The 13,353-nt window shown below is 68.8% G+C and carries 16 protein-coding genes and 3 tRNA genes; 6 read left to right on the forward strand and 13 right to left on the reverse strand.

Annotated features, from left to right (window positions below; translation table 11 throughout):
* Positions 1-36: 36 nt before the first annotated feature.
* Positions 37-1,368 carry a nucleobase:cation symporter-2 family protein gene (locus tag CF165_RS00635; protein ID WP_093945547.1) on the forward strand — a complete coding sequence of 444 codons (1,332 nt, stop codon included), beginning with the start codon at positions 37-39 and terminating at the stop codon, positions 1,366-1,368.
* Here the strand turns inward: CF165_RS00635 and CF165_RS00640 are convergent.
* Entirely contained in the window at positions 1,355-1,558 is a 204-nt protein-coding gene (locus CF165_RS00640; RefSeq protein WP_093945417.1) for a DUF397 domain-containing protein, read from the reverse strand. The two genes, CF165_RS00635 and CF165_RS00640, sit on opposite strands and share 14 nt — an antisense overlap.
* Entirely contained in the window at positions 1,555-2,430 is an 876-nt protein-coding gene (locus CF165_RS00645; RefSeq protein WP_093945418.1) for a helix-turn-helix domain-containing protein, read from the reverse strand. The genes CF165_RS00640 and CF165_RS00645 overlap by 4 nt, the downstream gene beginning before the upstream one ends.
* A 217-nt stretch (positions 2,431-2,647) precedes the next feature.
* Between CF165_RS00645 and CF165_RS00650 the strand changes: the two genes are divergently transcribed.
* Positions 2,648-2,977: a hypothetical protein gene (locus CF165_RS00650; protein ID WP_093945419.1), complete on the forward strand. Its 330-nt coding sequence runs from the start codon at positions 2,648-2,650 to the stop codon at positions 2,975-2,977.
* On the opposite strand, the gene CF165_RS00655 is transcribed toward CF165_RS00650, so the two are convergent.
* Positions 2,964-3,503 (reverse strand): TetR/AcrR family transcriptional regulator, encoded by a 540-nt coding sequence (locus CF165_RS00655; protein WP_093945420.1) that lies wholly within the window; start codon positions 3,501-3,503, stop codon positions 2,964-2,966. The genes CF165_RS00650 and CF165_RS00655 overlap by 14 nt on opposite strands.
* A gap of 88 nt (positions 3,504-3,591) precedes the next feature.
* Between CF165_RS00655 and CF165_RS00660 the strand changes: the two genes are divergently transcribed.
* Positions 3,592-4,038: a pyridoxamine 5'-phosphate oxidase family protein gene (locus CF165_RS00660; protein ID WP_093945421.1), complete on the forward strand. Its 447-nt coding sequence runs from the start codon at positions 3,592-3,594 to the stop codon at positions 4,036-4,038.
* Here CF165_RS00660 and CF165_RS00665 read toward each other — a convergent pair whose 3' ends face one another.
* Complete coding sequence (locus tag CF165_RS00665; RefSeq protein ID WP_093945422.1) at positions 4,039-4,581, reverse strand: hypothetical protein; 543 nt, start codon at positions 4,579-4,581, stop codon at positions 4,039-4,041.
* Positions 4,582-4,749: 168 nt separating this feature from the next.
* Between CF165_RS00665 and CF165_RS00670 the strand changes: the two genes are divergently transcribed.
* Both CF165_RS00670 and CF165_RS00675 read left to right on the forward strand, forming a co-directional pair.
* On the forward strand, positions 4,750-5,490 hold the full coding sequence (locus CF165_RS00670; protein ID WP_143268405.1) for a rhomboid-like protein: 741 nt from the start codon (positions 4,750-4,752) through the stop codon (positions 5,488-5,490).
* A 40-nt stretch (positions 5,491-5,530) separates the two neighbouring features.
* Complete coding sequence (locus CF165_RS00675; protein ID WP_093945423.1) at positions 5,531-7,891, forward strand: sensor domain-containing protein; 2,361 nt, start codon at positions 5,531-5,533, stop codon at positions 7,889-7,891.
* Here the strand turns inward: CF165_RS00675 and CF165_RS00680 are convergent.
* The 8 genes from CF165_RS00680 to CF165_RS52405 form a co-directional block, all read right to left on the reverse strand.
* Positions 7,885-8,676, reverse strand: a complete 792-nt coding sequence (locus CF165_RS00680) for an arylamine N-acetyltransferase family protein (protein WP_093945424.1) — start codon at positions 8,674-8,676, stop codon at positions 7,885-7,887. The genes CF165_RS00675 and CF165_RS00680 overlap by 7 nt on opposite strands.
* Before the next feature lie 33 nt (positions 8,677-8,709).
* On the reverse strand, positions 8,710-9,060 hold the full coding sequence (locus CF165_RS00685; RefSeq protein ID WP_093945425.1) for a YciI family protein: 351 nt from the start codon (positions 9,058-9,060) through the stop codon (positions 8,710-8,712).
* A gap of 214 nt (positions 9,061-9,274) precedes the next feature.
* Positions 9,275-9,859: a class I SAM-dependent methyltransferase gene (locus CF165_RS00690; protein ID WP_093945426.1), complete on the reverse strand. Its 585-nt coding sequence runs from the start codon at positions 9,857-9,859 to the stop codon at positions 9,275-9,277.
* Positions 9,860-9,962: 103 nt separating this feature from the next.
* A tRNA-Phe gene (locus tag CF165_RS00695) sits at positions 9,963-10,036 on the reverse strand.
* 31 nt (positions 10,037-10,067) lie between these two features.
* Positions 10,068-10,141: transfer RNA gene (locus tag CF165_RS00700), tRNA-Asp, on the reverse strand.
* 21 nt (positions 10,142-10,162) lie between these two features.
* A tRNA-Glu gene (locus CF165_RS00705) sits at positions 10,163-10,235 on the reverse strand.
* Positions 10,236-10,343: 108 nt separating this feature from the next.
* Positions 10,344-11,129, reverse strand: a complete 786-nt coding sequence (locus CF165_RS00710; protein WP_093945427.1) for an SCO6745 family protein — start codon at positions 11,127-11,129, stop codon at positions 10,344-10,346.
* A gap of 149 nt (positions 11,130-11,278) precedes the next feature.
* Positions 11,279-11,533, reverse strand: coding sequence for a hypothetical protein (locus CF165_RS52405; protein ID WP_086838175.1), 255 nt, complete (start codon positions 11,531-11,533; stop codon positions 11,279-11,281).
* 613 nt (positions 11,534-12,146) lie between these two features.
* Between CF165_RS52405 and CF165_RS00725 the strand changes: the two genes are divergently transcribed.
* Positions 12,147-12,638, forward strand: coding sequence for a hypothetical protein (locus CF165_RS00725; protein WP_205660738.1), 492 nt, complete (start codon positions 12,147-12,149; stop codon positions 12,636-12,638).
* A gap of 109 nt (positions 12,639-12,747) precedes the next feature.
* Here CF165_RS00725 and CF165_RS00730 read toward each other — a convergent pair whose 3' ends face one another.
* Positions 12,748-12,951: a cold-shock protein gene (locus CF165_RS00730; protein ID WP_003097368.1), complete on the reverse strand. Its 204-nt coding sequence runs from the start codon at positions 12,949-12,951 to the stop codon at positions 12,748-12,750.
* Between the last annotated feature and the right edge of the window lie 402 nt (positions 12,952-13,353).

Genomic DNA, 13,353 nt, shown 5'->3' on the forward strand with positions numbered 1-13,353 from the left:
AAGATCATCACGGCCCGCACTTGCTACCGTCCGCTCATGACGGATTCCGCGGTCCACCCGGTCGACCGGGGCCTGCCCGCCGGGCGGCTCGCGCTGCTCGGCCTGCAGCACATGTCGATCATGTACGCCGGTTCGGTGGCGGTGCCGCTGATCGTCGGCAGCGCGCTGAAGCTCGACGCGGCGACGATCGGCCTGCTGGTCAACGCCGACCTCCTGGTCGCGGGCATCGCGACGCTGATACAGGCGGTCGGCATCGGCAAGCTGCTCGGCATCCGGCTGCCGGTGGTGGCGGGCGCGACGTTCACCGTCGTCAACCCGATGATCCTCATCGCGGCCCAGTACGGCCTGCCCGCGGTCTACGGCGCCATGCTCGCCTCCGGCGTGTTCGGGCTGCTCATCGCGAAGCCGTTCGCGAAGCTGATCCGGTTCTTCCCGCCGCTGGTGACCGGGACGCTGCTGCTGGTCATCGGCGTCTCACTGCTCGGCCCGGGCGCGGCGATGATCGCCGGCCACGACACGACGTCCCCGGACTACGCGGCGCCGTCGCACATCGGGCTGGCGTTCGGCGTGCTCGCGCTGCTCGTGCTCTTCACCCGCGTGCTGCGCGGGTTCGCCAACCAGATCGGGCCGCTGCTCGCGCTGGCCATCGGGCTGGTGGTGGCGATCCCGATGGGGCTGGTGCACTGGGACGGCCTGCGCGCGGCCGGCTGGTTCGGGCTCGCGTCGCCGTTCCACTTCGGCGCGCCGACGTTCCCGGTCGCGGCGATCCTGTCGATGTGCGTGGTCATGCTGGTGACGTTCACCGAGTCGACCGCCGACATGATCGCCGTCGGCGAGATCACCGGGCGCCCGCCGACCGACGCCGACCTCGCGCGCGGCCTGGCCACCGACGGCGTCTCGGCCGTGCTCGGCGGGGTGATGAACTCCTTCCCCGACACGGCGTTCGCGCAGAACGTCGGCCTGGTGCGGATGACCGGCGTGCGCAGCCGCTGGGTCGTCGCGGTGACCGGCGGGATCCTGGTCCTGATGGGTCTGGTGCCGAAGGTCGGCGCGTTCATCGCGGCGATCCCGGAACCGGTGATCGGCGGGGTCGCGGTGGTGATGTTCGCGATGGTCGCCGCGGTCGGCGCGCAGAATCTCCGGATGGTGGAGTTTTCCGGCAACCACAACACCTTCGTCGTCGCGGTGGCGCTCGGCGTCGGCCTGCTGCCGGCGTTCGCGCCGGACTTCTTCAAGCACTTCCCGGCCTGGCTGCAGACGATCTGCGGCAGCTCGATCACGGTGGCGGCGGTACTCGCGTTCGTGCTGAACCTGCTCTTCAACCACCTCGGCCGGCGCTCGGAGCCGGACCTGCTCAAAGCGCCGTGAGCGCCGCCCGCCACTGAGCACGCGAGAAGGCCAAGACGGGCGAGCTGGCGCCGAGCTTGGAATCCCGGACGCCGACCCATTCGGTCGTCGTGGTGTTCACCTCGACGCACTCGCCCTGGCCTCCGCTGGCACTGGACTTGAACCAACCGTCGGCATCACCAAGGACGCGCAGGGCTTCAGCGTGGTTCACCGGGCGATCTCCTTCGCAACTTGCTCGATCATGGCGATGCTCTGTTCCGGCTTGAGGGCCTTGTTCACCTGAATGCGGGTCAGGTCGTCACGATAGATCGAGATCTCGGAAGGATCTTCGATGAAGGTGCCCCGGATGCGCGACTCGAACCAGACGGTGCCCGGGTCATCCTCGAATTCGGCCGGGTATTCCATGATCGTGAAGGCGCCCTCGACACCGGGGTGGCTACCGGCGGCAGCCGGCAGGACCTGCACCGTGATGTTCGGCAGCTCAGCCAGTTTTATCAGCTGTTCGAGCTGGCGACGCATCACGGCCGGACCGCCGACGACACGGCGCAGTGCGGCTTCGTCGATGACACGCCACACCTGCAGCGGCTCCAGGCCAGTGCGATGGGTGAGCACTTCGTGGCGCGCCATACGCAGTTCGACCCGGCGGTTTACTTCGGCATCCGGCAATGTCGGGTTGACGTCGCGGATGACGGCTTCGGCATACTCAGGCAGCTGGAACAATCCGTGGACGACCATGGCGTCGTAGCCGCTGAGCCGCCGGGCGATGGATTCGAGGCCCAGATACATGGTGAACCACTCGGGCGTGACGTCGGAGAACCCGATCCACCAGTCCTTGCCCTTCTTGGCACGAGTCAGGAGCGTCCGGAAGAACTGGATGCGGTCCGCGTGGCCATACCAGGTGAGCAGGACTTCCAGGTCGGCAGCACTGGGCAGGTTCCGGCCGACTTCGACGTGGCCCGGCCACGCGGCGGTCTTGCCCAGACGCTCCGCCACGTCGGCGCGCTCGTACCCGGCTCGCTGACGCAGTCGCTTCAGCTCGACGCCGATCCATCGCTTGAGCGCGCTCCGGCTCGACTCGACCATCGGCGTCACCTCCCGGCAGAGCCCATGGCTCCTTCATCACCCGAAAAGACCACGCCAAAGGCTAGCGCGCTACTTTGTAGCGCACTACATTGAAGCGTGGCTGCTCTGTAGTTCTGACAAGCGATCACAGTAGCCTCTGGCGACACGGCAAGCGGAGAAGATCCACGACCCGTGAACCGTGTCGCCAGGTCCTCTCGACGAACCAGGTCCGGCGCCGATGGAGTACGTGATGACACCCGAACCGGCGGTGAACGACCCAGCCGACGCAGGACCACTCTGCGACGAATCCGAGTTCTCCGCACTCATCGAAGAGATGGTCGCCCAGGAAGCGCCGCAGTTGTTCGCCGTAGTGCAGGAGTACGGCGAACGCGTCGACGCCAGGATCGCCGCCTGGGGCATGGCGTTCCCCGATCACACCGAGGTCATTTCCACCGACCACACCCGGCGCATAAGCCTGTCGACACCCAGCCGCGCACTACGCCTCTTCAGCTTCGGCGACCGCATCCGCGCTCGCCTGACCTGGGTGTCAGCGGTCAAAGCGCCGTAAGCAGCCGGTCGACGAGCTGGGCCGCCGTGCCCGGCTCGACCGGGCGCCGGAACAGCACGCGCAGGTAGAACGGGGCCAGGACGAAGTCGAGCACCTCGTCGACCGACGGCACCGGCTCACCGCGCGCCTCGGCCTTGTCGAGCACGGCCTGCAGGTCGTCGCCGCGGGCTCGGAGGTACTCGAGCGGCTTCTCGTCGGGGCTCAGGGTCGCGACGAGCGCGCGGAGCAGGATCTGGCCGTGCCGGTCGCGCATCGCGCGTTCGACACCCTCGGCCCAGCCGAGCAGGTCGCCGCGCAGCGAGCCGGTGTCCGGGATCGGTGACGTCGTACGCAGGCGCGTCACCGCCGCATCGATCAGCAGCGCGTCACGGCTGCCCCAGCGCCGGTAGATGCTGGTCGGGTTGACCCCCGCCCGCTCGGCGATCTTGGGGATCGCCGCGTCGATCTCACCGGCGGCGAGCAGTTCGACGACGGCGTCGTGCACCGCGTCGCGGACACGGGCACTACGGCCGCCGGGGCGGGTCATGAGCCCATCCTAAAGCAAAGACTCTTGCTTTAGTGGCCACCCCCTGGCTAGCCTTAAGTCAAATCCAATGGCTTTAAGGAGGCCTTCGATGGCCGGCAAGATGACCAAGGAAGAGCGCGAAGCGTTCCTCGCCCAGCCGCGCGTCGGCGTGCTCAGCGTCGCGGCCGAGCCCGGACGGGCGCCGCTGACCACACCGATCTGGTACCGCTACGAGCCGGGCGGCGACGTCGTCGTGATGACGTCACCCGGCGCGCGCAAGGCCCGGCTGATCGAGGCAGCCGGCCGGTTCGCGCTGTGCGTCCAGCGGCAGGACGGCGTCTACCAGTACGTCTCGGTCGAGGGCCCGGTGGTGAAGTCGTGGCCGATGACGAAGGCGGAGCGGCACGAGATCGCGGCCCGGTACCTGCCACCGGGCGTGAGCGAGGCGTACACCGACGCGATGGACGAGCCCCACGGGAGCAACATCGCGATCGTGATGCGCCCGGAACGGTGGAACACCGCGAACTTCAGCGACATCGCGGAGAAGCTCGCCTGATCACCAGCAGATGATCAGGAAACAGGACGTCGGCTTGGGCCGAGACGGAGGGGGCGGAGTCGGGGACTGACCACCAGCCGGGGGCGTGGTCGTGGTCACCGAGGAACCCGGAGGCGCAATGCCGGCCGAGGTGGGGGTGGTCGTCACCGGGTTCTCGGTGCCGCTGCCACTGCCGGTGCTGCTCTGCGTGGCCGGCGGTCTGCCCGGCACCTCGGTGACGGTGCCGCGATGCTCGCCGGACGCGGTGACGACCTCGCCGCCGGTGCCGCCGCCGATCCCGCCGTCGGACGGCGAGTCGGTGGCCTGGTCCGCTCCGCCGAGGCCGGTGGTGCGCTGCGGGAAGGGGATGACCTGGATCTGGTCGACCGGGGCGGCGTCTTGACGGGTGTTGCCGCCGAAGGCGACCAGCACCGCGGCGGCCCCGCAGCCGATGACGACGGCCAGCATCACCGCGACCACTCGCCAGCGCGAGCTGGTCGGCGGCGGACGGTCGCCCCAGCCTTCGCGGACGAGCAACTCGGCGACCGATATCTCGTCGTTCACCCCGACAGACCTTCCCGAGAGGCCTTTCGGCCGAATCGTGACCGTATTCTTACCGTACAAGGCCCCCGAATGGGTGAAGTAGCGGCAAAAATCTGTCACAGATCGCTGGCCCTGACCGTGAGTGACGTCCACAGCGTTTTCTAAGGCGGCGCTCGGAATACTCCCAGCATGACCGGCGAAGCTCAGACCATGCTGCTGAAGGCGAGACAACCGGTCCCCCGGGCGCCCGCCGGCATGCGCGCTTTGCTCCGGTTCGTCCCGAATCCGAAGTCGACGCCGTTCACCTTCGGCTACCTGGTCGTCCTCCTCGGCACGACCCTGCTGCTCGAGTTCGCCGACCCCGCGGTGACCGAACGACTGCTCCGGCTGTCCAGCACCGACGCCCACAACCTGTGGCGGCGCCCGCTGACCTCGCTGCTGACCAGCGCGTTCTGGCTCCCGGACCAGGGCTGGCTCGCCTACGCCGCGATCTTCGCGATCGCCGTCGCCCCGCTGGAACGCCGCTTCAGGACCCGCCGCGTGGCGACCGTGTTCTTCTCCGGGCACGTGCTCGCCACCCTCGTCACCGAACTGCCGGTGATGGCCCTGATCAGCGCCAACGTCCTGCCGGTATCGGCCGGGCACTGGCTCGACATCGGCGTCAGCTACGGCTTCTTCACGACGGCCGGCGCGCTGGTGCTCCTGCTGCCCGGCCGCGCGCGGCTGTGGGCCCTCGCCGCGATGGAGGCGTTCATCGCGGCGATCTACCTCAGCGACGACCCGGTGAGCCTCGATTCGATCGTCACGCTGCTCGGCCACGCGTTCGCCGCGCACTTCGGGCTGCTCTTCTGGGGACCGCGCCTGCGGCGCGCATCCGCAGGCCGGGGCCCGATTCAGGCGGATATACACGAGCCGGAGTCGGTGGTGTAATCGACGGGCCAAACGCCGACTTCACGGGGGACGGACGCACATGGAGGCAGACGCCGTCGCCGCGAGCGGACCGGCCGAGCCCTCCGCCGACCCCGCCGAGCTGGTCGAACTGAGCCCGGACGCGATCTGCGTCCACCGGAACGGTGTCCTCACCTACGCCAACCTCGCCGCCCTCGACACCTTCGCCGCCCGGTCGGCGGACGAGGTCGTCGGGCGCCGGTTCATCGACTTCGTCGCCGAGGAGTCGCAGTCCACCTGGGTGGAGGAGCTCGCCAAGCTGACCAAGCCGGGTGCGGCGACCAAACCCGTCGAAGCCCTGATGTGCCGGCTGGACGGGAGCAAGTTCGCCGTGGAGACGGTGTCGGTGCGCCTCCACGACCACCTCGCCTACCAGGTCGTCATGCGCGACATCACGGCCAAGAAGGCCGCCGCCGACGCCCTCCACTACCAGGCCGCGCTGGTGTCGCACGTCAGCGACGCCCTGATCGCGACCACCGGCGAAGGCGTCGTGACCAGCTGGAACCCGGCCGCCGAGGCGGTGTACGGCTGGACCGCGGCCGAAGCCGTCGGGCGGTGCGCGAGCGAGCTCGTCGGCGCCCCGCTCGACCTGCCCGCCATCCGGCGCGGCGGCGGCGTCGCGGAAGCGGTGCACCGGCGGCGGGACGGCGCACCGCTGGCGGTCCGCGTCTCGGCCGCCGAGATGAACGACGGGTACGTGCTCGTCTGCGCCGACGAAACCGCGCGACGGCGAGCCGAGCAGAACTACCGCACGGTCGTCGCTTCGCTCGACGAAGGCGTGCTGGTGATGGGCGCGTCCGGGCTCATCGAAGCGGCGAACCCGGCGGCCTGCCGGATCCTCGGCGTCGCCGAAGCCGACCTGATCGGCGTCCCGTGCCACACGCTGGTGCTGTTCACCGAGTCCGGACAGTGGATCCCGCCGGACGAGATGCCTTCGGTGCAGACCCGGCGGACCGGCGTCACGCACAACGGCCTGGTCGTCCGCCTGCGCCGGCCCGACGGCCGCGACGTCTGGGTGTCGCTGACGTCCCGGCTGCTCAACCCGGACGACCCGGCGGCGACGGCCGTCGTCACGTCGTTCACCGACATCACCGAGACCCGCGCGATCAGCGCGCGGCTGGCCCACGACGCGACCCACGACCCGCTCACCCGGCTGGGCAACCGGACGCTGGTGCTCGGCAGGCTCGACGCCCGTGACCGGGGCGCGGTCACCGTGCTGTTCCTCGACCTCGACAAGTTCAAGGTCATCAACGACTCGCTCGGGCACTCGGTCGGCGACCAGGTGCTGCGGATCGTCGGCGAGCGCCTGCGCCGCAGCTCGGGCCGCGACGACCTGGTCGGCAGGCTCGGCGGCGACGAGTTCGTGGTCGTCACCGGCGAAGTCACCGACCCCGGCGAAGTCCGCGCGCTGGCCGAACACCTGCGGGCCGCGCTGGCCGAGCCGATCGGCGTGCTCGGCAGGCAGCTGCACCTCGACGCGAGCATCGGTGTCGTCCTCGTCGGCCGCGACGACCGGCGCAGCGCCGAGGACCTGCTGCGCGACGCGGACGTCGCGATGTACCAGGCGAAGACGCTGGGGCGGGGCCGTCACCACTTCTTCGACGTCGGCCTGCGCGAGCGGATGCAGCGGCGGCTGCGGATGGAGCAGGACCTGCGCGACGCGGTCAGCTCCGACCAGCTCTGGCCCGCGTACCAGCCGGTCGTCGACCTGCGGACCGGCGAGATGGTCGCGGTCGAGGCACTGCTGCGCTGGACGCACCCCCGGCACGGCGCGATCTCGCCCGCGGAGTTCATCCCGCTCGCCGAAGAGAGCGACCTGATCAACGTGATCGGCAAGGAGATGCTCCGCGCGACCACCCGCGAGCTCGCCTCGCGGCGCAGCGGGCAAGGGCTGGACCTGACGCTGAAGGTCAACCTGTCCGCCCGCCAGCTCGACGACCCGCACCTGGTGCCCGCGGTCGAGGACGCGCTCGCGAACACCGGGCTGCCCGCCGCCGCGCTGTGCCTGGAGGTCACCGAAAGCGCGTTGATGCGTGACCAGGCGGCGGCCGCGGAAGTGCTGGCGTCCCTGCGGTCGCTGGGCGTGCTGCTGGCGATCGACGACTTCGGCACCGGCTATTCGTCGCTGGCGCAGCTGCGCAGCCTGACCCTGGACACGCTCAAGATCGACCGTTCGTTCATCACCGGGATCGCCGAGTCCCGCGACGCGGCGGCCATCGTGACGAGCATCATCGCGATGGCCCACGCGGTGGATCTGACGGTGATCGCCGAAGGGGTCGAGTCGGCGGAGCAGCTGGAGCTGCTCCGCACGCTCGGCTGCGACCAGGCGCAGGGCTACCACCTCGGCCGCCCGGTGCCGGCGGCCGAGTTGTTCGGTCAGTAGACGGTCTTCAGCCGCTCCAGCTCGCCGGCCGTCAGCTCGATGCCGAGGTCCTTGAGGGTGGCGTCGAGCTCGTCCGGCGCGACGGTGCTGGTTTCGGTGGTGCCGTCCGGCTTTTCCACGGTGAGCTCGCGCCCGATCAGCTTGCGGCCGACCCCGGGTTCGAGCGTCATGATCACCAGCCGACCGGTGAAGGGCGACTTCGGGTGCGTCGACGTGTAGTGGTGGTAGACCTCGAAGTCGATGCGGTGCATCTCGTCGAGCCGGAACTCGACGATGTCCTCCGGGTCTTTTCGGAGCGTCCACCAGTGACCGTTCCGGACGATCCGCTGCGGCCAGCCGGCCTGGTCGACTTCGTGGCCGTCGACGAGCGGCATCGGGTCGAGGATCCCGGCCCCGTACCCGACGTCGGCGAGGAACTGCCGCCCGTCGACGTCGACGACGAGTGTCATGTGCGTGTAGGGCCCCGGCCGCCGCGGCTGCACGCGCGCGGCGAGCCGGTGCACGGTGTAGCCGAGCCGTTCGAGGACGGCGGCGAAGAGGCCATTGTGTTCGTAGCAATAGCCGCCCCGCCGCCGTCCGACGAGCTTCGCGCTCACGACGTCGAGCGAAATCCCTTGGTGCTGCCCGAGAACGACGTCGACGTTCTCGAACGGGATGGCCTGGACGTGCGCGCGCATGAGGTCTCGGAGCGCCTCTTCGGACGGCGGCCGGCGCTTCTGCCCGGTGCGCGCCAGGTAGGCGTCGAGATCGACGGCGTCGATGTCCCATTCCCCAGGTGTTGTCATGGGTTCAGGATGCAACCTCGACCTTGATCGAGATCAACCTTCGTGCACGACTTTCCGGACCTCGACGGCGGTGTACTGCGCGTCGGGAATCCGGGCGGCCAGCTCGACGGCGCGTTCCTCGCTTTCGACGTCGACGACGTAGTAGCCGCAGAGGAAGGCCTCGGACTCGACGAAGCCGCCGGTTTTCGTCTGCACCACACCGTTCTCGACCTGGATCGTCTTGGTTTCGGCCGGTTCGGCGAGCGCCTTGGTCTCGACCATCTCACCGGATTCGGTGACGAGCTTGATGAAGGCACCGTGTCCTTCGTAGACGGCGTTCTTCTGGTCGTCGGTCAGGGTGGCCCAGAGGGTGGGGTTCATGTGGAGGGTCAGCAGGTATCGCATTTTTGGCTCCCCGTGTGGGTGGCGGCCCGTGTTCGGGCTGCCTTCGCCGGGTGGTCGTCGCCCTCTGCCGGTTCCGGACACGGCGTCCCGCGGTTCACTCGTTCGGCCTAACGAGCCACTCTTCGGTCCACCGGTACCGGCCGAGCCGGACGGCGTCGAACTCGTCGAGATGACGGCCACGGACCGAGGCTGACGGTCCCGCGGTGCCACACCCTCAGCTTCGGCTGACGAGCAGGTATCGCTCGTCCTCGATCGGAGCGCCCCACAAGTCCGGATCGTCGAGCCGCGTCACCGCCGCCTCTTCCCGCCGGGCGAGGACCAGGCGTTCGCACTCGTCGGCGGAGATCCCGGCACCGGTGAACCACCGGCCTTCCACCAGAATCAGACGGCCGCCGGGTTTCAGCAGTCGCACCCAGACAGTCACCGCGGCGGACGGGTCGGACATGGCCCACAGCACGTGCCGGACGAGGACAACGTCGTACGTGCTTGGCGGGCAAGGAGGATCGGCCGCGTCCCCTCGGCGCAAGTCCACGCTGACCCCGGCCGCTTCGGCTTTCGTCCCGGCCACGTCGAGCATCCGAGGCGAGAGGTCGACCCCGCAGACGTCATGCCCGGCCTCGGCCAGCAGGACGGCAAGGCTGCCGGTCCCGCACCCGAGGTCGACGACCGCCGCCGGAGCAGGGGGCAGCAACGGCAGCAGCAGATCCGCCCAGGCGGCGCGAACCCGGGGATCGCGGAGGCCGTGGTCGGGCTGGTCGTCGAAGGTCGCGGCTTGGGCGTCCCAGTCGTCTTGCGTCACCGGGACATCGTGCCGGACGCCACCGACATTTCCGGGCCGGCGTGACCGGCCCCGGACACAAGAAAGCCGCCTTGACCTGAGTCAAGACGGCTTCTTCGAACGGTGGCCAGGGCCGGGGTCGAACCGGCGACCTTCCGCTTTTCAGGCGGACGCTCGTACCAACTGAGCTACCTGGCCGGGAACGCCGGCAAGGAGCCGAACGATCTTGCGACCCTGACGGGACTCGAACCCGCGACCTTCGCCGTGACAGGGCGACGCGCTAACCAACTGCGCCACAGGGCCTTGCTTTACTACAGTACTGCGTACTCCCAACGGGATTCGAACCCGCGTTGCCGCCTTGAAAGGGCGGAGTCCTAGGCCGCTGAACGATGGGAGCCCGGCCGGTTTCGGGTGACCGACCGACCGCGCTCTCAGGTCCCCCTGGGAGCGATTACAAGCATAGGGCACGCCGCCACCGCTTTGCACAGGGGGTTCCTTAAGCCTCCTATGAAGCCGCTACCTGCGCAAACGTTGCCAGGTCCGCCAGGCGGTGGTCAAACTCGGCCCGCTCGGGTTCCGTCAGTGCCGACTCCAGCAGTTCGCCGATCCGGTCGTCGGTCAGGGCCTCCGCGCGTTGCCGTCGGTCGCGCAGGTGCGGTTTGCGCTCCGCCGCCGCCACGAGCTCGTCGGCCGCGTCCTCCGGCCACGCCGTGCGCAGCAGGCGTGCGCGGCCGCCCTCCGGGTCCGCGATCACCGCCTCCGGCACCGAGAGGCCCACCGCCCGCAGCGCCGCGAAGTGGAGGCCGCCGCGCAGCTCGCGGAAGACCATCAGCGCGAAGCCGAGGCGTTCGACGTCGCCCGAGGGACGTTCGGCGTTCTTCCAGCCCGCGAAGAGCGCCAGCCCGCTCGCATCCGCGGCGTCGACGACGCGGAACAACAGCTCCGCCAAGCGGCCGGGCTCCGATACGGCCGAAAGGTTGACACGCGACCACCGGGCCGATGACTCCGCGTAGGCGCGGACCGCGGTGGGAGCGTCGACGACCGCCGTCGCCGCCGGCAGGACGAAGTCGAACAGCCAGTGCGGGAAGATGCCGAACAGCTCCGCGGCCACCTTCGGCGGGACGTCGCCGAGCACCGCCGAGCGGCCCCGCAAGTACAGCGAACGCGGCGGCAAGCCCACCTCCGCCTCCACCGCGGCCAGCTCCGGCGACGTCATGAACTTGCCGCCCAGCACCTGCACCACCGGACGGATCCGGTCCGCCAGCCCCGCCACACCCTCGATCGCCGTCATGTCCGTCCCCTTTCGACCCCCGGACCATAACAGTGTTACAAAACTGGCGTCAAGCATCCGGCGACAGCTTGGGAATTGCTCTCCAAAAAGACCCGCAACCTGCGGAGATATCACCGGAAGGGTCCGGCGGAACCACCGGACCCACCGGCTCAGCGCTGAACCGGCGCCTGACCGTCCTCATCCAAGTTCAACCCCAGCATCTCCAGCAACTGAACACAGTCCTCGACCCCCAGCGCACCATTCGCCACCGCCAGCCGAGCCCGCCGAACCTGATCATCCGAAACCCGCTGCGCATCAGCAGCCCCACTTCGCTGCGCCGGCAACGCCCCGGCAAACGGAGCACTCCCCCCATCGGCACCTTCGTACCGAAGGAGGAACTGCCGCACTTCAACAGACCCGCTCATAGCCCCTCCATACGGCTCACAACAGCTTGGCCGCGAGGCTAACCAGCACCAGCCGCCACACACAGCCCCCCGGAGAGTGAACCTCGTACCACGCTCCGCACAACGCAGCGCAATCGGCAACCACGAAGAAGACAGCCACCCGAACGAACGTCACCCCGCCCGAAAGTGACACTCCACGGGGAAATTTCCCGCTCTCCACTCGCCCAACCCACCAACTCGTGCAACAATCGAGGTGCTGACACACCCCCGGTCAGCGCCTGTGGAGATCCCCTCCGACCCCCGCGTTCCTCCCCCTGGCGCGGGGGTCCTCCATTTCTGGGCCTGCTCGGGCTTCGCCCTTCGCTTCGGCCCATTCATTCCGGTGTGCTGCCCGGGGGGCCGAGCCCCCCGGACCCCCCACGGTGCGTTCCGTGCGCTTCCAGCGTGGAGAGTGGCAGCGGCTGGGCGTAGGGGTCTTCGGGGGTGATCGACTCGGTGGGTTAGTGGGGGGTTGCTTTGTGTTTGGGGGGCGTTGGTCCGTGTGGGGGGTTGTTGGGCTGAATGGGGTGGGGGTTCGGCGTGTTGTAGCTCACAGTGGTTTGTGTGGCGAGATGCAAACGTTATCGTGGCGTTCGTGCCCCTTCCCTCCCTTGGCCGCTTGAGCAGCCGCACGAACCTGAAAGCCGCTGCGTCTTCTGGGCGTCATCGTGGTGCCGCGAAGCCTGCGGACGATGGTGTTGTCGAGGACACCGAGCTCACCTCCTACCTCGCCGCCCTGGCTCCGGACAACGACCTGGAAAGCACCGGGTCCGGCAAGCGGTTCGGGGAGGCTCAGGTCTACCAGCTGCGGATGAGCCTCATTGCCAGCCAGCAGCTCAAGGACATCGCCGGTGAACGGGGGATCTCGCCTCAGGCTCTTGCCCAGGAGTGGATTCTCGAACGGCTCAACTGGGAAGGCCAGGCCTCGTCGCTGCAGGATCAGCGGCAGCAGGCCGGCCACGCCGGCGATCTCGGCCACGTCGGGGATCTCGGTGACGTCGACGAGCTTGGTGGGGTCAGTGATCTCACCGATGAGTTCCACTTTCCCGCTGATGCCTTCGATGCGCCCGTGGGCGGGCGGCACTAGCCTGCTCGGCGCAACCCCAGCATGCGAAAGGGCCCCCGGCGGATGCCGGGGGCCCTTCGCTCAGGCCTTTGGACTTACGCAGGGCCTGTGAGGCTTGTGAGCCTCAGTCTCAGATCGCGCGGACCTTCTGGGCCTGCGGGCCCTTCTGTCCCTGGCCGACCTCGAACTCCACTCGCTGATTCTCCTCGAGAGTGCGGAAACCGCGGCCCTCGATCTCCGAGTAGTGAACGAACACGTCGCCTTCGCCGCCGTCCTGCGCGATGAAGCCGAAGCCCTTCTCCGCGTTGAACCACTTCACAGTGCCTTGCGCCACCGCTGTACTCCTCGTTACACAGATCCGCTTCGAATGCCACCGAAGCGGCACCCCGACCGTCCCGGGCGGTTCCAACGAGACGAGTCAAGAGCGGGTCGGCTCCATGGCTCGCGTCAGAAGTTCCGCGAGTGTGAAGCCACGAACACGCAAAACGACGGCCTGAGAGCAGACTACCGGGATCTGGCCAAAGTTGAACCCCGTGATCGGGGCGAAAACCCGCTCTGCGCACCAAGGTCACCGGAACGTCGTAGGGCTCCGGCCCGCTTCCCGCCGGACCCACCGGCTAGTCTTGCGCAGCGCAGCGGCGCCGTGATCACCGGATACGGCACGGAGTCGGCCGTGCCCCCTCAGTGAAAGAACTCGCGTGCGGGTGTGACTTTCGTCACGCCGATCTTGCTCAAC

The organism is Amycolatopsis vastitatis (assembly GCF_002234595.1).
In the GTDB taxonomy this organism is placed as follows: Bacteria; Actinomycetota; Actinomycetes; order Mycobacteriales; family Pseudonocardiaceae; genus Amycolatopsis; species Amycolatopsis vastitatis.